Source organism: Paenibacillus sp. 01T47 (genome assembly GCF_056398245.1).
Genome location: NZ_JBFTPA010000010.1, coordinates 26,431 through 47,478 on the forward strand (window position 1 = coordinate 26,431; position 21,048 = coordinate 47,478).

The following is a 21,048-nucleotide window of genomic DNA, read 5'->3' on the forward strand; positions in this document are numbered from 1 at the left end:
GGTGGTATTTTGGCTTCAATATTTGATGAATCTGATCAAGCATAACTAGTATGGTTGGTAGACAACGTAGATTACGTATAATATTCGGCAATAAAAATGAACCAACCATTGTGATGTCACAACGATTGGTTCATTCATCCTTATCGATTTCATTTCAATAACAATTAAGTGATACATAAAACATAAGCGTAGAGACAAATTCAACTAATGATATCTATGCTAAGAAGATGGTTGTCTCGGCGGTTTGACAAATGGAAACCATTTCTTGATTCGGTCTTTCGTCCGTAATTATTGCTGTGACGACTTTCAAATCCGCGAAAGAAACCAGCATGCTCGTACCGAACTTAGAGTGATCAATTACAATATACGACTCTTTTGCTTTTTGAATGGCAACACGCTTGATTTCTGCTTCATGCATATTGGAGTTGCTGAATCCGTGCTGAGGATGAAGTCCCGTTGCTCCTAAGAACACCTTGTCAAATGCCATACGAGAAATCGTCTCCAGTGTGACAGGCCCAACCATTGACTTGGTCGTATCCATTAATATGCCACCAAGAACTATGGTCGGAATCCTTTTTTCTGACAACTCGGCAGCTACATTAATAGCATTCGTAACAACGGTAATATTGGCATCTTCCGGAAGATGCCGTGCAATCTGAAGCGTCGTAGAACCTCCATCAATAAATATCGATTCACCAGGCTGCACTAAGCTGGCTGCAAGACGCCCGATTCGTTCTTTCTCTACTCCTCGTACAATAGAACGCTCTCCCAAGGCAACATCTTTCGATGCAAGAATGGCGCCACCGAACGTTCTTTTAAGCAGGCCGCTGCGTTCCATTTTCTCCAAATCTCTTCGCACAGTCATATCCGTTACGTCGAAATGTTCCTTCAATTCCGATATTTTGACCTCACCTTTGGTCTGTAACTGTTGAATTATTTGTTTTTGTCTGTCATTCAAGTCGTCCTTCATGGCACTCCCTCATATCTCCAGCAGATGGTTTTTAAGCAAAAGCAATAAACGATTACATTTCCGAAAGGTTGTACCTTTATTGTATGGAATGAATTCTTGGAAATCAACAAAATATGTTTCATTTCATAATGTTTTCGTCTATTTTAAACATTTTACTACTTGAAACTACTTCATTACTAATCGATGTTCAATCGATCAAATAGAAAATCCACGATATGGACAGCTTTCACTCGTTCAGGAGAGCCGTGCTTCTCAATCCCATGCTTCATTTGCAGCAAGCAGCCAGGATTGCTGGTCACAATGTATTCCGCCTGTGTATTATTCGCGTGCACCATCTTATGCTCCAGTATTTGTCCTGCCATTTCCGGTTGAGTCACATTATAAATACCTGCAGAGCCGCAGCAGCGATCCGCTTCTTTCATTTCAACATAATTTACGCCATCAATCTCTCCCATAAGCTTTCTTGGTGCATCCGATGCACGCATGACATTACGGAGATGACAAGAATCTTGATATGTTATACGGAGTGATTTCTCCGCTTTACTTTTACCTCGTTCTGAGAACTGCAGCTTGCGGCCTATCCGAACCAGAAGATCGGAAATGTCAATGACCCGCTCGGCAAACCATTTGGCATCTGCTTTCCAATTCGGATCATCATGGAGTAAATGATCGTATTCGACCAGTATTGCTCCGCAGCCTCCCGCATTGGTTACGATAAAATCGACGTTCGCATCCTTAAAGGCTCTGATATTCACCCGTGCCAGAGATTTGGCTTCTTCGGACTCCCCACTGTGGGCGTGCAAGGCGCCGCAGCAATTTTGAGTCACGGGTATGAGCACGTCAAATCCCGATTCCGTTAACAATTTAACGGTATGGATGTTGGTTTGCGTAAACATCATATCCATGAGGCAGCCTCGAAATAATGCAACGGTAGCGATTCTTTCCCCTTTAGCCAAGTGCCTGACCCCGATTTTCTCGGCCACTCCTTTATATGATGTGTCAGGTAATATGTTCTCCATCTCCCGCAAATGAGATGGAAACAGCTTCATCATCCCGCTGGCGTGAGCGACTTTGCGAAGCCCTGTTTTCTGGTAGGCCTTAAGAGCGCCACCCAGCAGTCGCATCCGTTTTTGATGAGGGAACATCTCTTTTAATACGGTGCGGCGAATCCCTTTTACCCACCAACGATGCCGATCGGTATGTTCTTCAATTGCATCCCGCGTTTGTTCGATAAGCTGCCCGTATTTCACGTCGGCGGGACAAGCAGGTTCGCACGCTCGGCAGCCAAGACAATGATCCATTTGCTCCTCAAATTGCTGGTCAGGCTCCATTATGCCGTCAACAACCGCTTTCATTAAGGCGATTCGTCCTCTTGGTGACTCTGCCTCAATACCGGTTTCCCTGAAGGTCGGACAAGCAGGGAGACAAAATCCGCAGCGCATGCAATTAGTTAGCTGCTCATAATCCAGTTTGGCTACGAGCTTAGAAGCCATCGGACTTCTCGGCTTGTCTATGCTTTTCTCATGCATGTCCGATTACCACCCTTTTCCTTGTTTCCTTCGCGAACATTTTTCCTGGATTAAGAATGTTCAGTGGATCAAACGCCGACTTGATCGCTTTCATCACTTCAATGCCTGCCGTACCTACTTTCCATTCTAAGAATGGAGCCTTCACGATACCAACTCCATGCTCCCCCGTAATTGTACCTCCCAAACGGATAGCTGCTTCGAAGATTTCCTCGAACGCGGCCTCCACGCGATGCACCTCTTCATGATCTCGAGCATCCGTAGTTGCCGTAGGATGTAGATTACCATCGCCTGCGTGCCCGAAGGTGCAAATCTGAACATTATGTTTCTTAGCAATACGGTTTATTTCCAAAACCATGTCAGCAATCTTTGAACGTGGGACAGTTGCATCCTCAAGTATCGTCGTAGGCCTCAGTCTCGCTAACGCCGTGAACGCACTGCGGCGCGCTGTCATTAATTTCAGTGCTTCCTCTGCGGTTTCTGCAACATCAATACGATCAGCCTGCTCACTTCGGCATATTTCTTCAATCATAGCTATGTCTCGCTCAACAGTCTCAGCTTCGCCATCCTGCTCGATAAGCAAAATCGCTTCCATATCCCTTGGCAATCCGAGCATCGCATAATCATCGACTACCTGAATGGTTGGACTGTCCATAAACTCCAGCGTCGCAGGAATTATCCGGTTTTCGATGATTTTGGATACCGTTCTCGCAGCTCCATTGATATCTCTGTACATCGCCAGCATCGTTTTTTTTGTTTTTGGAGGTGGAATAAGCTTAAGTGTAGCCTCCGTAATAACGGCAAGCGTTCCCTCTGAGCCGACAAGAAGCTTCGTAAGATCGTAACCAGCCACATCCTTCATCAGCTTTCCGCCCGTTCGCAATATATCACCATTGGCTAAAACTGCTTCGAGTCCGATAACATAATCTTTGGTCGTTCCGTATTTGAGACCACGGAGACCGCCAGAGCATTCTGCAATATTTCCACCGATTGTGGAAATGGACATACTGCTCGGATCAGGCGGGTAAAAAAGCCCTAGATTTTCAACCTCAGTGATAAACTGCTTCGTGTTCACGCCGGGTTGTACAACTGCCGTCAAATTTTCAAGATCAATCTCCAATATCCGATTCATTCTGTGCATAACCATTACAACGCCACCAGTAACAGGAACAGTTCCTCCGCATAAGTTGGTTCCCGAGCCGCGGGTGATCAAGGGAATACGATGACGATGGAGAACCTTCATAATTGCTGAAATCTGATCGGTCGTTTCCGGATAAATGACGCCATCAGGCAGTGCTTGCTGCATCGGCGTACCGTCATAGGAATGGGTAATCAGCGACTGGGGATCGTCTTTAAAATAGGAATCGCCTACAATCATTTTTAACTCACTTTTAACTTCAATACTCAACATCGCAAGTCCCCCCGGAATGAAAATGGACGAGAAACACAAACGGCTCTTAATAGCACACAACAGACAGGAGCGTTGGTTTCTCGTCATAAAAACATCTAGTATTTATGGTTCAAACGGTAATATAGATCATTCCAACGAATCTCGTTCTCCAAGCTCGTCATCGTAGAGGTCTGATTGATAATGATGCATTCGATACCGGCCATCTTAGCCCAGTCAGCCATCTGCTCGCTTGTAACATGAAAGGAGAAACCAAAGTGGTGCGCGCCGCCAGCCAAAATCCACGCTTCCGCAGCATCTGATAACGACGGCTCAGGTTTCCACAGAACACGCGCTACCGGCAGGTTCGGCATTTCCTTCTCATTTTTCACAGCAGTTACTTCGTTCACTATCAGACGAAATCTGTCTCCAAGATCAACTACGGTAGCATTGATTGCTTTACCACTATTCCCATTAAAAGTGAGACGAGCCGGATCGGCTTTACCGCCGACGAACAGCGGATGAACCTCAATCTTTGGCTTGCTGACGGAAACTGTCGGACATATCTCTAGCATATGAGCGCCGAGCACAAGCTGATTGCCTTCCTGCATGTGATATGTATAATCTTCCATAAAGGACGTGCCTTTGTTTTCAGCCATTATTTTCATAATGCGAACAAGAGCGGCAGTTTTCCAATCACCCTCTGCTCCGAAGCCGTATCCGGCAGCCATAAGTCGCTGCGCAGCTAGCCCGGGCAGCTGTTTCAAGCCGTGTAAATCCTGAAAGCTTGTTACAAATGCACTGTAACCGCTTTCTTGAAGAAACGCTTTTAATGCTATCTCGATACGTGCTTGTTCCCGAATCGCATCACGCTCGGTGCCTTCACGTTGGCCGTTCTCTGTGAAGTCATAAAGCTCTGTGTACTCATCCATCAATTCCTTGACTTGTCCATCCGTGACATCCTGCACACGTTCCGCCAGATCACCTGCAGGATAACCGTTAACCGACCAACCGAACCTTATTTGTCCTTCTACTTTATCACCTTCCGTGACGGCGACATAACGCATGTTATCACCGAAACGAGCGATCTTCATCGTTTGGCTTTCCGTAAAGCCGGCAGCCGTTCTCATCCAAGAACCGATTCTGCTCCGTACTTTCACGTCTTTCCAGTGACCTGCAATAATTTTACGGGCTATGCCAAGACGGGCTCCAATAAATCCGAATTCTCGGTCGCCATGTGCCGCTTGATTCAAATTCATGAAATCCATGTCAATGCTGTCCCATGGAATATCTACATTAAACTGCGTATGAAAGTGAAGCAACGGCTTACGCAGTTGGGTAAGGCCTGAGATCCACATTTTTGCTGGCGAAAACGTATGCATCCAAGTAATGATTCCCGCACAATGATCGTCTGAATTCGCTTCCAGACAGACACGACGGATAGCTTCCGGCGTTGTTACGACTGCTTTAAATATGATTTTATAAGAAAGAGCATCGTCTTGATCAAGCCCAGCGACCATTTCCTTCGCGTTGTCCTCCACTTTTGACAAAACATCTTCACCATACAGTCCCTGACTTCCGGTTACGAACCAAAATACATAAGGCTTAGTCTGCAGCATACCTTTATCCTCCTTATAATGTGTTTAAATAAATCGCAATTCCAATCGATAATCGACGGTTTCACTCGGCTCTAATATACGGAGCGATCCTCTCTCCCTTTCGTCCGTCCTACCTCTCGTCCAGCAATTAGAAGGCTCCAGTCCGAGTACATGCTCACCTGACCCTGGCATTCGCCACTGAACGAATTTCGGAAGCGTGACAGGATCCCATTCCAATTCTACCGATAAACCATGTGAATTGGTGTTTGCAGGACGAATCGGGAATGAGGGACTATGAATACGTGCATAGACCGCATCCTTGCTTTGATCAGGTTTATGATAATACACTTGTTCTCTAAAGGCAGGATCAGGCGATTGCCATAATCCCATCCTTCTCATATCCATATCGCTGTCGCGAGTTGATGTTCTTCCTTTCGGAAGTTCCACTGTCGTGTCCTCGGCAAGCAGCGGGAATCCGAAGTTGAAATGATATAGCATCATATGAGGCGCAGGACGGAATCCAACGTTCTGAACGGAATCTAGGATCGTTATCCGATTTTCACCTAAATGGCTAGTTATTGTTCTAGTCAGGCGTAGATGCTCTCCAAAAATCGAGGTCTCCTCTATGACTCCACGGACTCGCAGCACATAATCATCGCCCGCCCATTCTGACCAAGATGAAATTTGACGTGCTGGCGTATGATGAATTCGGCCATGAAGACCGTAAGCACCGTCGATGTCTTTACCCGGCGATCCAACCTGTGATAATCCGCAGGTCATAAGCAATCCACCGGATGCTGTTCGCAGCCACTCCGCTTCTCGCTGATCGTAATAAGAAGGGTGAGGCTCTCCATTGCTCGAGGACCAACTAACTGGTATGCCATGCATTTCAGCAAGTGAGATGTCCATTCCCTTGCTTGGCGTTACCCAGTAACATAACCCCCCTCCGGTTCGCACTCGGAACGTGTCTACTCCCGCTTCAGGCCCTTCACTTCTTGTATAACGTTCAACACCGCCAATTTGCTCAATGCGGCCAACTCTCGCTTCCAGCTCGCGACGTTTCCATTTCCTTCCGTAAAGCTCCACGTTTTCCTCCCCCTTAAGCAGTCCTATTCCCAGTTCAGCAAAACCGTATTATCTGTTTTCTCTGACTCCAAAGCCGCTGTGAATAGTCGATGGCTCATGGCCGCTTCTTCCGGTTTCGCACATTGGAAGGAAGATTGGTTGTCTTTTCCATTTGCGATCTCATCGCAGAAAGCTGCCCACATCTGTAAAATCGAGTCCGAGAAGCCGAATTCGAAAATACCTCCAGTAATCGTTCCATAGGTTGATTTATATGGAACATCTGAAATATGCCATGCCTGCTCGCCCCCTGGCTCGTATGGAAGGAATGCGACTTGCTTCGGGTTCTTGGTCGTGAACTCTGCAGAGCCTTTTGTGCCGTTAATGCGGATAAACCAAGTATTGGCATGACCTGGAGCAATCCGTTTCATGGAAAGCACCATCGGGAAATTATACTTATCTGTTTTGACGTCACATGCCAATATCGCATTATCCCATGTTTCACAAGCGGCCATGCCGCCTTTACCATCCGGACGTTCCTGCACGATTTTACTAAGCAGTGACCTTACGTTAGCTGGCTTCCAACCGAAGCGAAACGGCAGATGTGCGACGTGCATGCCCAAATCACCCATGCAGCCGTATTCACCATTAGTTCCGATACGACGCTTCCAATTGATCGTTTTGTTCGGATCGAGGTCACTGCTATGCCAGAAGCCGGCTTCAACCTCGATAATTTGTCCGAATTTTTCTTGATTAACCCATTCGACAATCCGTTGGGCTCCCGGGAAGAATGGAAATTCAGAGGAGCAGCGAACGATCACGTCCGGATTCTCCGCGATTGCTTTCATAATTGACTGATTGGCTTCTGCATCGATGCCAAATGGCTTCTCACCAAGCAAATGTTTTCCAGCTTTAATGATATCTATATATAATTGCTCATGCAGATTATGCGGCACTGCGCAGTAGACAGCATCCACTTCCGGATCCGCAATGAGCTCGTGGTAATCGGAGGTGGTTTTCTTCACGCTAGGCACGTTATTCTCGAACCATTCTGTCGCAGGCAGATGCGCATCGCATACATGTGTAATCTCAGGAATATAATCCACATTGCTCAAGTGGCACCAACGCGCTGAGGCGCTTGCAAATTCTTTTCCCATTAACCCACAGCCGATAACGCCGAAGCGAATGACTTTTTTCGCCATGTCGATTACGCTCCTTTCAAAATAGCTAATGCTTGCTCAGGCGTCGCGCCTTGGTGAACTACAGCCATAAATGCGCGAGTCATCGCCTCTGGATTATTATGTTGGATGACATTGCGTCCATATACAATTCCTGAAGCTCCCTGCTGCATAAGTGCGTAAGTTCTCGACAATATTTCTTCGTCAGAAGCCCGTCCGCCGCCACGCGGCAATACCGGCTTGCCTGATGCCGCTTCTACAACCTTATGATAATCCTCTACGTTATCGCATGGATCGGCTTTGATAATATCCGCGCCAAGCTCCGTACCTTGACGAACAAGCGGAACGATCTTCGTAATGTCACCGTCGACCATATAGCCGCCTTTTTGCTCATTCGGAAGCATAACGAGCGGTTCAACCATAAGTGGCATGCCATAACGCTCACATTCCGTTTTCAGCTTTGATATATTTTGCACGCATTGACGATGAAGCTCCGGTTGTCCCGGCAGAAGCAGCAGATTTACAACGACACATGCTGCGTCCAGGCGAACTGCTTGTTCAACCGGATTATGAATGAGTTCACTGAATAAGTGTGAAGGAAGCTTCGTGCCGTATACGTTAGCAACATCTGTACGCAGCACGAGTGAAGGCTTTTCTTTGCCTGGAATAGCTTGAAGATGCTCTGCTTGACCAACGCTAAGCTGTATCGCATCGGGATTGGCACGTACAATGGTTTCGATTGCTGCTTTCATATTCTCAATGCCGGCCAAGAATGAATATTCATTGAAAAAGCCATGATCGATCGCGACATCAAAGCACTTGCCTTGTTCACTAAATAAACGATTTAAACGAGCGGTAACGGACATATTTGACACACCCCATATACTTGTTTTATTGATGATTACGCTTTGTTGCTGCTGCGGAACGTGCGCATAATATGCTGCGCATCTTCTTTAAAGTCCTGAATGACATTCATCATGAATTCGTGATAGAACGTCTTCTCTTCGGACTCGATAAAACGTTCTTTAGCCCGGTCAACAACCTTAAGCGCCATCCCTGTGTAATAATTGATTTTAGACGCACCGTGATCGATCGACTTATGGAAGTCTTCCTCCGACAATCCAGACCCACCGTGCATCACAATCGGAACACCGGCCGTATTCCGAATTCGCTCCAAGCGCATTAAATCCAATACTGGTTTTTTCAAATAAACGCCATGCACAGTACCGAATGCAGCGGCAAGCGCATCAATACCGGTTCGCTCAACAAACTCCCTTGCCTGCTCGGGATCGGTATAAAGCGAAGTATCGTCAATGATGGAATCATCATCTTCACCTTCCGCCCCGCCGCTTTTTGGCCGAGTTACGTAGCCGAGCTCTCCTTCCACCGAAACGCCAAGCGTTTTAGCAATCTTCACGACCTCTGCGGTTCTGCGAACATTTTCTTCATACTCATACTCCGAACCATCAAACATGATTGCGTTAAAGCCTAAATGCATCGCATTCGTTACCGCGGAGAAGCTCTTTCCGTGATCGAGAAGGATGCTGACCGGTACCTTGGCACGGTTCATCGCTTCTACCATAATGGGTGCAATCTGCTCGAGCGGTGTATACTTAAAATGAATTTCAGCATGGCATAGGATGACTGGCGACTGTTCATCCTCAGCGGCCTCAATGATTCCGCGAACCATATCTAAATTTATTGCGTTAAAGCATGGGACCGCATAGCCCCTACGAGAAGCATCCCGCAGCATTTCACCCATGGAGACTTTAGACAAATTACCTTCCACCTTTCTATCAGTCTATATTATTTAATGTTCGTTTCAAACATATTATAATTAATTCCTATGTAATAAGCAACCACGAAATTTAAATATTAAAATTCGTTTTTTTCGAATATAGCATTTCAAATAGCAGAATCCCATTAATATCGCTATATATCAAAGTTTTCAGCTATTTCGTTTAAAAGATTATTTCAAAATTTCTATTATACAAACAAACAAAAATTGTTTATAATAAACATACACTTATGATTGGAGGGATTATAAATTGTCACTAATGGGACTCGACATCGGAACGACTGGATGTAAGGCTTCGCTCTTTGATGAGGGCGGAACTCTTCTATCAGCCGCGTATATGGAATACCCTTTGGAACAGCCTAAACCAGGAGCTTTTGAGCTAAATCCAGAACGAGTCTGGGAGTCCGTCAGACGGGTTATCGCGGATGTGCTCTTAGCTGTTCCCGGCGTCATTGTTCACGCCCTCAGCATTTCTTCCTTGGGTGAGACGGTTGTTCCCGTCGACCATCATGGAAATGTATTAAGCAATGCCATTTTGTATACGGATTCAAGAGGTATAGAGCAAGCTGCAATCATTGAACAAAAAATCGGTAAGGAACGGACGATGGAGCTTACCGGAGTCCCTCTGCATCCGATGTTCTCCCTTCCGAAGGTCATGTGGATCAAACAATACCAGCCTGAGATTTACCAAAAAGTATGGAAATTCATGCCGTTTGGCGATTTCATCGCTTTTTTACTCACGGGTATTTCGGTTACAGACTACACCTTGGCCTCTCGCACCATGGCCTTTAATGTGTCCAAAAAAGAATGGGACTCTGATATGTTTGATGCCGCCGGAATTGAAGCAGACAAATTTCCTGACCTCATTCAGTCTGGTCAAATCATTGGCCCCATTCGCAATGAAATAAGACAATCGCTAGGCTTCCGTTCAGAAACGTTAGTTGTAGCCGGCGGCCATGATCAAGCCTGTGCAGCTCTCGGTGCAGGTATTTTACATAACAATCATGCGGTGGACGGTATCGGAACCGTGGAATGTATTACGCCTGCCTATTCTTCACCAATTCTGAATACGAAGATGCTCCAGTATCAATTCAATTGCGCACCGCATGTCATTGAAGGTTTATATTTGACATATGCCTTCAATTTTACTGGCGGTTCCCTTATTCGGTGGTACCGAGACAAGTTCGGTCAAATCGCCGAAGCAGAAGCCCGCAAATTAGGCATTAACGTTTACGACTATTTGAATTCAACATCTGCAACATCACCTACCGATTTGCTCGTGATTCCTCATTTTGCCGGATCGGGTACGCCATACATGAATCCCGAAGCCAAGGGTACGATTTATGGATTATCATTTGATACAGATTCCACCCATCTGTACCGAGCCTTAATGGAAGGTGTTACGTATGAAATGCGCTACAACCTCGAATGCCTTGCGGAAGCGGGAATTCCTATTGAGTCGCTGCGCGCGGTAGGCGGTGGGGCTAAATCCGACCTGTGGCTACAGATTAAAGCTGACATTATGAATTGTCCTGTAGAGAGATTAAACGTTAGTGAAGCTGGAACGATGGGTAACATCATTCTCGCTGGAAAAGCTTCAGGGGTTTACCAAACTTATGAGGAAGCCGTAAACATACTTGTCAAACCGCTGCGGATATTTTACCCAAGTGAATCTAATACGTCCCTCTATCAGGATCGCTATGAGAAATACAAAGTACTTTCACGAGCGATTTCAAACTTATAATTTTGTAAAAGAAACATTCCAGGTAGCAGCAACCAAGCTGCTAAGTCTGGAATGTTTCTTATTTTGAGTTTTATATTGTATTCATTGAATGCAAGCCTTAATAGGGCGAAAGCCATCAGCGTGAGTCCGACAAGCACAAGCCATTGGGTCGTTTTTCCCGCCTGCTTTACTCGACACTAGTCTGGATAAAAAGAAAACCTTGAAGGTTTCATCCCTCAAGGCCAGTTATCTTTTCACTTATTTTGTTATACAACTCAAGCCTATCTGCTTCAAGAAATTGTAATGCCAATTCGTTCACTGTACCAAAATTAGTAAAATTCTCACGTGCTTGGGTAAGGGACATATGGTTAGGAGAACTATAATATTGGGCATTATGTTAATCGTATTTTTGATAATATGAAGAGTTGCATCTTCACGTTCCAATATGTTACACCTCACTTTAGAGGGTTATGTTGTTTTTTAAAAAAATTTTGACGTTTATTTAGCAGTCCTTTCTCTCTCAACAATTCTAATTTATGATATGGAACGCTATTTATAAGTCCTCCCTTTGATACATCCGATCCTTCCTAGTCTACATAACGATGAAATCGTCTGTAATGGGAATCGACTCTGACCAATCAAGCTCGTTTATAGCATAAGCAACCTCATGCCAAAGTTTCTTTCCTTGCACCCACCAATTGCTTTTAACACCCCAATAGTTGATGAGTTTTCTTAAATTTTCAAGCAATTCACTATTGTTTATAGAAACCTGATAATTACCTGGATGCTCTCCGGAATTTGATATTGATGTATATTAAACCTTGTTGATTATCAAGTACTTTGTATAAAGCTCCAGAAGCATCATATTCAAAAAATGTATTTACTCTAGATTCATAACCTCTTTTCCCGCTAAACTGAGGAACGGATCATTACTAACCTCTGTAATTACTGGCATCTTGAAAAAGAATTGCTTATTGCGGTTATATTGAGGCGTTATCCAACAAAATCTTAACAATTGGTTAAACAGTTAAAAATATGATGATATTAATATGCTTCTATATAATGGTTTAATATAGATAACAATTTAATGAAGGAGAAATGCATGACTAAGATTTATATTCCGGTTGAAAGCGTTCTCTTATTCAGGTGCTTTTACAGTACATTGGGATAGAGGTTTAGTAAAAAGAGTAGTTCCATTTCGATCTAACCAGTGCTGATGTCCACAATCAGGCTTATGATAACGAAGGTTTAATAGAAGAATCCCTAGGATAGGTGAAGAAATATGTCAGTTATTAAGTCCCCAAAGGGAATGTTGTCCCGACTCAGGCTCAAAGATAAGACATCCTCTTTATTCATTAGATTACTAGTCAGCTTTTTAATTATTATTTCTCTATTGGTATCGTTCATTTTATTTTCCGTTGTCTTCTACAGGGGGAGTATTAAAGATGAAATTATTAAATACAATACGCTCAGCATGCAAAAAACAACTGAAAATTATGAGAACCTTATTGCAATGATTCATAGCTCAGTTCTAACTTTTTCTCTAGATATGCAGGGGACACAAGAGAAATCTATTGATTACGTAAATGCGGCTTCCACGATGCAGAAGCTCAACTTTTTTTTATCAAATCGATTATTACACTTAGAAAATATTATTATGATGTATAAAGAATCCGGATTTGTTCTTGAAAAAGGCCGAGGAGCTGATGTGGATGTCATGTTTGAACGCTATTACAACAGTCAAGATTACAGCGCCTCATTTTGGAACGATCAGTTTACACAGCCTTACAAGTTCCAAGTACTTCCTGCATCTTCGTTTGCTGAGATTGTTTCTAATCACCGAGCAGGAGAACGAATGTTGCTTCCAATCATCGTCAAAAATGACCAGCTCCCGAACTTTTATTTAATCGCTATGGCCGATGCAGACATGATTTACTCTGAACTTGGCCAGACGATTAATGACAAATTTTATATTTTGAATGATCACAATCAGCAATTGTATACCTCTTCAAGGTCTGAGCAAGTCTCTTTACCTAAGTTCACAGATCAGTCAGGTTATGTCATTCAAGATAGCATCTACTACTTCTACATGAAAGGTGAAAGTGGCTTAACCTATATTCATGTGGTTCCAGATACAACGATCTCGAGTCAGATTCGCTGGAATTTCTCATTCGTATTATTACTCATCCTTACTATTGCCATTAGCGTGATTGCCTCCTTCCTGCTTAGCGTACGCATCAATACACCCGTTAAACAGATTATTGATGCTATGCAGAAGTGGAACACCACTCAGCCTTCGATAAGTGGAATCAAGGAATTCAATATTATTCATAACAAAATAAGTGATATTTTGAAAACGAGCCGCGATATTCATCAGGATATGTCTGAGAAGGAGTCACTGCTTCAATATTACGCTTATTCCAATAAACTGAAGAAGATTCGTCATCAGAATGGAGATAGCTCCCCTTGGGTTCCATCGAATCGTCCATTTGTGCTGCTTTTATTCAAGGTAAGTTACAAGTCTATGCTGTATCGTATAGAGGTAGATGAGGAGCGAGCAACTTCTTTCATCAGAGAATATGTCAATCGAATTATTATGGAGACCTACCCTGACTCCCTAACCTTCCAAATGGAGAAAGATCAAATCCTATCGATTGTATTCACAGAGATGACCGATCCGAACATAAGGCTTACACTTGAACAAATCAATCATGTGCTAGAAGCCGAGAGAAAATATTGCTTCCTGACGATTACAGCTTCAGGTGGCATAGAGGATTGGAATGAGGCTTATCAAACCGGCCTAGAGCAGCTTAAAAAGAGAAAGTTCGATGATGAGACTCAAATTGTTGTCGATATAGAGCGGCAAGACGAGGATATTCAATTATCACAAGCTCAAGAAGAAGAACTAGATGCGAATCTTTACAGCGGAAATGACACCGATGTGATCCAACTGGTAAGACGAGTGCTTGGAAGAATGAAAAAGCGCAATGAAAGTGCATTGAGTGTCCTTCAATTCGCCGAATCGATCATGCATCGAACACAGAAGATTCTTCAGCAGCGCAATATCGACCCTGCTACCGTGCGCCATGCTCTCACTGAATTACAAATTTGTTACACCTATGAGCAGCTTGACACCATAATGTCCTCGATGATTCAGAGCTCCGCTTTTCTTGTTAAGGAGCTCAAAGATAAGCGAGACCATATTATTGACTTCGTTTATGAATACCTTGAAAAAAACTATGACAAGGAAATTACTTTGGATGCTATAGCGGATAAGCTTAATATCTCTCGCAGCTACTTGTCTACGTATTTTAAAGAAAAAACGGGCGATTACTTTGTAGATTATGTAAATTCAGTTCGAATCAATAAAGCCAAAGTATTGCTGCTTAAGCCAGACATTCGTATCCAAGATGCTGCGCAGTCCGCAGGCTACCAGAACATTAATTCCTTCAATCGTATGTTTAAAAAGCTCACAGGCTTCACCCCAAGCGAATTCCGTAAAAGCAAGTTGCATTAAGCGTTTAAAAAAGCAATACAAAAGCCCGTACACCGTCAAGCTCTCGTGTGCGGACTTTTGTTATACGCTATTAATATTTGTTTCCACTCGCCATTAATAGCTGACGATTCTAATAAGTATCCGGTCTCCTTTCACGAGCAAACAAGTTGCGTTTATCACCAAAAGTTGGCCCTACCGACATCCAATACTCCATGAATTTAGCATTTAAATCGATTTCCAGGCCTAACACTTTAGAATCTTCTGGACCGATTTCACCTAAAATTTCTCCATTAGGGTTAATAATTCGGCTTGGCTTACTCCCTGGGTCACCGATCCAATTGCCAAAGCCGCCATCTATTATATCACCATTAATTCCAGCAACTACGACATACATGCCATTATCAACCGCACGAGCGATTTGTTGGATTTTCGCTTCACCTGCCGTAGAAATACAGAGAATTTCCGTGCCTTTCATCCTAAGACACCGAGCAGACTCCACAAAACTCTGATCCCAACAAATCAAAAGGCCAATCCTACCGAAATCCGTATCGAAAACCGGATAATCACTTCCTGGTGTTACACCGTCCTGGGCCTCAAACAAGGGAAGATGAACCTTGCGATATATACCAGCAACTTCTCCGCTGCGATTAATTAATAGGCTTGTATTATAAAAGCATAGCCCATCCTTTTCATAAAGATTAAATACAACATATGAACGGATTTCTTTCGCTTTTTGACAAATGGCTTTCACTAATTCACCATCAAGGGGTTGTGCAATCTCCTGTACGCTATAACCAGAAGAGCGATCATATAAGGTCTCAGATAGACAAACCAAATCTGGTTGTTCGTGTCCTGCAAGCTCAAGCGTATCCAGCAGTTCCTGTAAATTCGCGGAAAGATCCGATCTATGCTCGCCATATGGATTCACATAGGTAGTCACCAGCTTAACCTTACGTGACCTAGCTGGCTCAACCAGATTAAGTGATGCTTGCCTGAAAGTAACGGAGCTGCCTTTTGACCAACGAAATTCAAGCTCAATCTTCACCGCTCCTGAGCCTGCTGGGGAATCCAATCTCTTCTTTAGTTTTGTAGGACCATCCTCCGTATCCTCGTAAGTATCCACATATTCTCTTCCCAACCACTTTCCTGATTTATCCATCCAAGTCACAATCATATTTACGGATACAGATTCATAATCGATCTGCTTCGTTTCATATTCAGCCATGATTTCATAAGAAGTACCCTCAAGTACGTCATTGATTTCACAATTCCAAGCACCGTAAGCATGAAAGGAGTCTAAAGAAGATATGACAAGCAACGTCTCCTTATTTTCTAATCTTCTATCAAATATCGGCGCTATTTCCGGTCTAGGTGTCCACGACTTCCATTTTTCAGAAGAAAATGGAGGCATTAGGTTGTTATCTTGCTTACTTGTTTTCATTTGCAGCTCCCTCTAAATGAAGTAGGACAGATTCTTGTGGGACGATGCGGTAGCCACTGTTTTATCAGTACCTACCGCATCTGTAGCATAATTAAGAAATTACTATTCTATATCAAGCGATAAACCAAGACTAATATTAAGCATACGCATGATCATTAGCAGGGACTCTAGTCGGGTAGCATTAGCTTGAGGCTTGAATGACCCGTCAGCATTACCCATCACGATACCCCTTTCGAATAATGCATCAATTGCATTCTCCGCCCAGCTGCCAGAAACATCATTGAACTTAGATGGCTTTGGAATTGAGGTCGTATTTAATACTTTGGAAAGCATGGAAACCATTTCTGCTCTAGTGATGCTTTGATTCGGCTTAAATGTACCGTCCACATAACCGTTAATAATACCGCTTGATTTTAGTGTCATGATTTCGTTTTCTGCCCAATGCCCCTGGGCATCTTTATAGTTTGAGCTGCCTGTGCCTTCTAAACCAAGTGCCCTTACTAACATAGCAGCAAATTCTGCCCTAGTTACAGATGCGTTAGCACGGAACAAACCGTCTGCATCCCCCTTTACGATTCCAAGCTTAGTTGCAAGCTCGACTGCTTTTCCAAATGAAGCACCCTTAGGTACATCCTTGAATGTAACGGACTGTACAGAATTCGCCTTTTCCGCTAACGCCTTAACCACTTCTAGACTTACCTTTTCGTTGTAGAACGGCAAACCCGTTGGCGTTGGCGCCGATGTTGCTGTCGGCGTTGCCGTTGGTGTTGGCGTAGAAGTTGGTATCGCTATCGGCGTTGCTGTCGGCGTTGCTGTGGGCGTTGCCGTCGGTGTTGCTGTCGGTGTTGCTGTTGGTGTTGGTGTTGCTGTCGGTTTGTGCAAGACTGCTTCCCATATTGAATTCCAATTACCTATCCCAACTACCCGAACATACCTTGCTCCGATCGGTGTAAAGAAGATATCCTCCAAGCCTCTCGTGGTTCCGCTGTTATAGCCTTGGAACACAGTCGTCCATTGCTTTTGATCATCTGAGACCAACACATCGAAATAATGCTTTTCTCCTTCGTACCAGGAACTACCTAGTCCTGCCACCATGTAGGATGCGCCCAGATCAAATTCGATCCATGCCCCCTTGTCTTCGCCCGTCCACATCGTTCCCAAATTGCCGTCAATAACCTCTTCTCCCTTGCCTCTAGAGGACCTTACAGCTTCAACCTTATAATATGGCGTAGCAATGCGCATCTCTTTGAGCGATACTTCGCTGCTGCCTCCCAGATCTGAGCGATATCCGTTCCCAATTAGTTTAACGAATCTGGCAGATACAGGTGCAAAATACGTCGATTCATAGGTATCATCGCTTCCAAAACTCTCGCCAGTGTATATGGATGTCCAATCGCTGCCATCTGGTGATGTCAACAGCTGATATTGATAGTAACGATCCTGCCCATTGAGCCAAGCGAGATCAATTTGATTGAACTTTCGAGTTTCCCCAAGATCATAGACCAAGTAGGCGCCCGGTACACTTTCTGTCCATACGGTATTCAGATCTCCATCAGCTGCTTGTATGGCAACCGCTGCAGTCGTACTGGAATCAATTTCGACTACTTTATATTCGGTCAGCGGTTGAATCGATGACACTTTCGCTTTTCGGGAAAATTCATCCCACTTGACCATCGCCCATTTGGCTATAGAGGCGACATCAAGAGGAATATAAATGACTCCATTTCTTAGGGTTACCGGTGTTTGCAGGGTTGCGGGTTGACCATTAATGGTGATCGCGTTGCTAGTAATGGTCATCACTACCGTTGTTCCTTGGCGACTCATTGTCAAAGTCGATCCTTGCAGATTGGTTGTCAGACCAAGCTCTGCAGCCAGCCGTTCATAAGGAATGATTACCTGACCGTCACTTAAGCCCAGCTCTGAATTAAAAGCGAAGTCAACACCATTAACTTGCATAACGACGGCATCCTTCTCCTCTTGTACCGGTAATGTTGCAAGCGCTACTGGTACGGATAAAGTTCTTGTAGGAGAATGGTGTAAGGTATACGTACCTCCGGTATCAGCTGCAAAATATAACGTACCCTCATCAGGCGTTACTTCATATTCGACTGAAGATGTTTCCCCAGCTTTAGTTACCGTCCAATAGCCAGTGCTTAGATCAGTTATCAATACACGGACATCTTTGTTCGATACTGGCAGTTCGAAGCTCGCTGTGTTCGTTATATCAACACCCGTTTTAGAAAAAAGCACAGCCCGATCTTCAATCTTTACACCAACCATCTCATTCGAAACGATCGATTCCGTAGCGAGCGGCTGAGGTCCGTTAACAGCATCCATCACTTGCATAACATTTAAGAAGACATCTGTCTCGGCGTTATCCTTCGGAGAAACTTCCACGCGCCAGGAACCCGCTTCTGTGCTATCCTCGGACCAGGATTCTTGCGGATAATTGACGCCATCGACAATAAATTCTTTGCCTGGTCCACCAATCTTGGTGATTTCAGCATTATTGCTAGCCGGCAGTAAAGTGCGATTGACCAATTTGCCATTATAGCCATTCTCTGTTCGTTCAAGGGTGACTGTATCGCCGGATATATCAGGTTCGTTCTCGCTATGCAGCAACCAAGTTTTCTTGAAGCTAGCATCCGCAGAAGTTACCTTATCGAATACAATCAATGCAGCGGGATGTTCATCATTCTTCAAGTTAAGAAACACAAAAGAACGTTTAAAATCCTCCATTTTGGACGTATAAGCCTTAGTCAGATCTCCCTTGATGTAGCTGTAATCCGGTGTAATTGCATCCGGACCAAACTGATGTTTGACGACGTCAGCAACTTCATAATTATTCGAGGGATTAAGCAAATCTGTCATCGTAGCAGGTTCTTCATATAGAAAGCGCTGACCGCCATCATTCGAACCTGCCGGGAACGTTTCGTCAGGGTCATAGACTAACATCGTATTATGGGCAATCGTACGTTTATTGTAATTAAGATCGTGGGGTTCAAAGTATCCCCCATTCACACCTTCATAAATACCCGAATCAATGGCCAAACCGCCTTTGTAATACAGCTGGAATTGTCCAGCATCCATATGCTGGTGGTTCGTGAATAAGGTGGTGCCAACCTTCATCGTCGCAACGACGGTAGAAGACTGTATGCCGCCTGTCCAGCTCGTACGAGCAGTCATCTGACCAGAAGGTTCGGGAAAATATTTGGTGAGCGGAAACGTTTGTTCATTCATTGTCGCTAGCTGAGGGTCATCAAATAATATAAGCCAAAGATCATCCTTGGATGATTTGTTGTAGCTATCTTGCCTAAGAAATTCATGCTTCAAATAAGGATCATTATAGTAGCTGGCAGGCAGCATATTAGGCATTGGCTCGGACCAATATTCTCCAAGTGGCCGTTGCGATTGAAAGGTGTCACCGTTACGCATGAGCTGCCCATCGGGACGACGTGCATAAATCCATTCATAGGGGGTCATCTGTTGATCGGAATTAAATACATTGCCAGCACCCATCCGCTTGAATATCCATGAGGCAAACACATCCCATTGATAGCGATAAGGTCCATAGGAATCACCCTGATGCTGAGCATTAGAAGCGTATACATAATTACGCGGCTTCACATACTCAGCGAAGAACCGTCCAGCTACTATGTTATATATAGCTGGATTCTCGTCATAAACCGCAATACCAACACTTAACTGATCACGCATCAGCTGCGCTTCGCTGCCATGTCCGACTACAGCTCCTTGTTCAATCGGAGGAAAGCCAATCTCCATGCCTTCGGCGATAGACACAAAGCGCTGAATGAAATGCGATCGCTGTTCCGGGCTCATCAGCGGGTAACACCAGTCATAGACAATGGAACCCAAAGTAATAACTTCACCCATTGGACGATAATCGTCACGGTGGAAGGCGACTGTGTCCAAATAATTGCTCATCATGCTGACGGCTTGCTGGCCGTTTGTTTCGTCTGCTTGCAGTAAATATAACAGGGCCTTCGCTTGGATCGTCTTCATAATGGCATCGTTCATATTATTCTTTCCTGAAATTGGAGCTGAAAGTATTCCGGTATAGCTTTGCCTTGCAGCATCCAGCATCCTTTCCCAAGCATCCTTGACTTCAGATTGCGCTAGGTGACTGCGAATTTCATCTAGATCACTTGCCCTAACGAACAGGCGCGGATGTTCGGCTGGCGGCAGCACAGGAGGAGCCGGGTATGGATTATCAATTGGTATTGTACCGCTATGTTTTCTTAGCACAAAATCATCTAAGTAATAATTACCAGTTGTATTATTTGTCCATGTCCAGATGACAATCTTCTCTGTACCCAGCGGAGCAGTGAATGTTTTAGATCGCAGCTTATAGTCTGTCGATGCAGTTGTGAATTTTGGTATGGAAGTTGTCTGGAGTTCCTGATTATTTATATCACGGCAAGTAACAAAAATGAGACCTTCTTGTCCGCCTTCAACCTTTCCATAGACTTCAAAATAGTAGGTTTCATTCTCTTCAACACCCGTGGTAATCATCTGAGCAAAACCTGTATCTCCGGCATTTACCCTTACACTGTTCGTACCACTGTGGGAATTGTTACTAACAACGGAGGAGGCAGCATCCCAAAAATCCCAGCCCGTATCTCCGGATTCAAAGCCTGGATTTGCCACTAAGTTTACCGCTTCGATTGCTAATGAATCCGCAACCGCTTGAACCTCCTGATTGCTTAATAAAGCGTTGGAAATGGAAAAAACCATGAGAAAGGACAAGAAAAGCTGTAAGCTTGACCGCCACCTAAGTTTGAACATTTAACTAACCCCTTTTCAAAAAATAATAAAAGCTGTTAGACATTACTCCTCGCATACCATATA

The 21,048-nt window shown here is 44.2% G+C and carries 12 protein-coding genes and 1 pseudogene; 2 read left to right on the forward strand and 11 right to left on the reverse strand.

What is annotated here, in order from left to right; genetic code table 11:
- Window positions 1-214 precede the first annotated feature (214 nt).
- The 8 genes from AC1DOV_RS19885 to AC1DOV_RS19920 all read right to left on the reverse strand — a co-directional run bounded on the left by AC1DOV_RS19885 (window position 215) and on the right by AC1DOV_RS19920 (window position 9,498).
- Window positions 215-970: a DeoR/GlpR family DNA-binding transcription regulator gene (locus AC1DOV_RS19885; protein WP_339208108.1), complete on the reverse strand. Its 756-nt coding sequence runs from the start codon at window positions 968-970 to the stop codon at window positions 215-217.
- Between the two features lie 176 nt (window positions 971-1,146).
- Entirely contained in the window at window positions 1,147-2,499 is a 1,353-nt protein-coding gene (locus AC1DOV_RS19890) for a (Fe-S)-binding protein (protein WP_477550838.1), read from the reverse strand.
- On the reverse strand, window positions 2,492-3,907 hold the full coding sequence (gene glcD / locus AC1DOV_RS19895; protein ID WP_477550839.1) for a glycolate oxidase subunit GlcD: 1,416 nt from the start codon (window positions 3,905-3,907) through the stop codon (window positions 2,492-2,494). Before glcD ends, AC1DOV_RS19890 begins: the two co-directional genes overlap by 8 nt.
- A 95-nt stretch (window positions 3,908-4,002) precedes the next feature.
- Window positions 4,003-5,502: an L-arabinose isomerase gene (gene araA / locus AC1DOV_RS19900; RefSeq protein ID WP_477509232.1), complete on the reverse strand. Its 1,500-nt coding sequence runs from the start codon at window positions 5,500-5,502 to the stop codon at window positions 4,003-4,005.
- Window positions 5,503-5,526: 24 nt separating this feature from the next.
- On the reverse strand, window positions 5,527-6,567 hold the full coding sequence (locus AC1DOV_RS19905; RefSeq protein WP_477550840.1) for an aldose 1-epimerase family protein: 1,041 nt from the start codon (window positions 6,565-6,567) through the stop codon (window positions 5,527-5,529).
- A gap of 23 nt (window positions 6,568-6,590) precedes the next feature.
- Window positions 6,591-7,745 carry a Gfo/Idh/MocA family protein gene (locus AC1DOV_RS19910; protein ID WP_477509234.1) on the reverse strand — a complete coding sequence of 385 codons (1,155 nt, stop codon included), beginning with the start codon at window positions 7,743-7,745 and terminating at the stop codon, window positions 6,591-6,593.
- A 5-nt stretch (window positions 7,746-7,750) separates the two neighbouring features.
- Window positions 7,751-8,587 carry a class I fructose-bisphosphate aldolase gene (locus tag AC1DOV_RS19915; protein WP_339208100.1) on the reverse strand — a complete coding sequence of 279 codons (837 nt, stop codon included), beginning with the start codon at window positions 8,585-8,587 and terminating at the stop codon, window positions 7,751-7,753.
- A 35-nt stretch (window positions 8,588-8,622) separates the two neighbouring features.
- Window positions 8,623-9,498 (reverse strand): class II fructose-bisphosphate aldolase, encoded by an 876-nt coding sequence (locus AC1DOV_RS19920; RefSeq protein ID WP_477550841.1) that lies wholly within the window; start codon window positions 9,496-9,498, stop codon window positions 8,623-8,625.
- 280 nt (window positions 9,499-9,778) lie between these two features.
- Between AC1DOV_RS19920 and AC1DOV_RS19925 the strand changes: the two genes are divergently transcribed.
- Window positions 9,779-11,263, forward strand: coding sequence for an FGGY-family carbohydrate kinase (locus AC1DOV_RS19925; protein WP_477550931.1), 1,485 nt, complete (start codon window positions 9,779-9,781; stop codon window positions 11,261-11,263).
- A gap of 208 nt (window positions 11,264-11,471) precedes the next feature.
- Here the strand turns inward: AC1DOV_RS19925 and AC1DOV_RS19930 are convergent.
- Window positions 11,472-11,621: pseudogene (locus AC1DOV_RS19930) on the reverse strand (CPCC family cysteine-rich protein); the annotation flags it as partial.
- A gap of 1,134 nt (window positions 11,622-12,755) precedes the next feature.
- On the opposite strand from AC1DOV_RS19930, the gene AC1DOV_RS19935 reads away from it, so the two are divergent.
- On the forward strand, window positions 12,756-14,759 hold the full coding sequence (locus AC1DOV_RS19935) for an AraC family transcriptional regulator (protein WP_477550842.1): 2,004 nt from the start codon (window positions 12,756-12,758) through the stop codon (window positions 14,757-14,759).
- Window positions 14,760-14,868: 109 nt separating this feature from the next.
- Here AC1DOV_RS19935 and AC1DOV_RS19940 read toward each other — a convergent pair whose 3' ends face one another.
- A complete protein-coding gene (locus AC1DOV_RS19940; protein WP_477550843.1) occupies window positions 14,869-16,179 on the reverse strand; it encodes a carbon-nitrogen hydrolase family protein in 1,311 nt (436 codons plus the stop codon).
- 102 nt (window positions 16,180-16,281) lie between these two features.
- Entirely contained in the window at window positions 16,282-20,985 is a 4,704-nt protein-coding gene (gene hepB / locus AC1DOV_RS19945; RefSeq protein WP_477550844.1) for a heparin/heparin-sulfate lyase HepB, read from the reverse strand.
- Window positions 20,986-21,048: the final 63 nt, after the last annotated feature.

Bases quoted from the DNA above. Each gene is read 5' to 3' on its own strand.
- AC1DOV_RS19915 (WP_339208100.1), bottom strand. From the start codon at position 8,587: ATGTCCGTTACCGCTCGTTTAAATCGTTTATTTAGTGAACAAGGCAAG.
- AC1DOV_RS19910 (WP_477509234.1), bottom strand. From the start codon at position 7,745: ATGGCGAAAAAAGTCATTCGCTTCGGCGTTATCGGCTGTGGGTTAATG.
- AC1DOV_RS19890 (WP_477550838.1), bottom strand. From the start codon at position 2,499: ATGCATGAGAAAAGCATAGACAAGCCGAGAAGTCCGATGGCTTCTAAG.
- AC1DOV_RS19935 (WP_477550842.1), top strand. From the start codon at position 12,756: ATGATTCATAGCTCAGTTCTAACTTTTTCTCTAGATATGCAGGGGACA.
- hepB (WP_477550844.1), bottom strand. From the start codon at position 20,985: ATGTTCAAACTTAGGTGGCGGTCAAGCTTACAGCTTTTCTTGTCCTTT.
- AC1DOV_RS19940 (WP_477550843.1), bottom strand. From the start codon at position 16,179: ATGAAAACAAGTAAGCAAGATAACAACCTAATGCCTCCATTTTCTTCT.
- AC1DOV_RS19885 (WP_339208108.1), bottom strand. From the start codon at position 970: ATGAAGGACGACTTGAATGACAGACAAAAACAAATAATTCAACAGTTA.
- glcD (WP_477550839.1), bottom strand. From the start codon at position 3,907: ATGTTGAGTATTGAAGTTAAAAGTGAGTTAAAAATGATTGTAGGCGAT.
- araA (WP_477509232.1), bottom strand. From the start codon at position 5,502: ATGCTGCAGACTAAGCCTTATGTATTTTGGTTCGTAACCGGAAGTCAG.
- AC1DOV_RS19925 (WP_477550931.1), top strand. From the start codon at position 9,779: ATGGGACTCGACATCGGAACGACTGGATGTAAGGCTTCGCTCTTTGAT.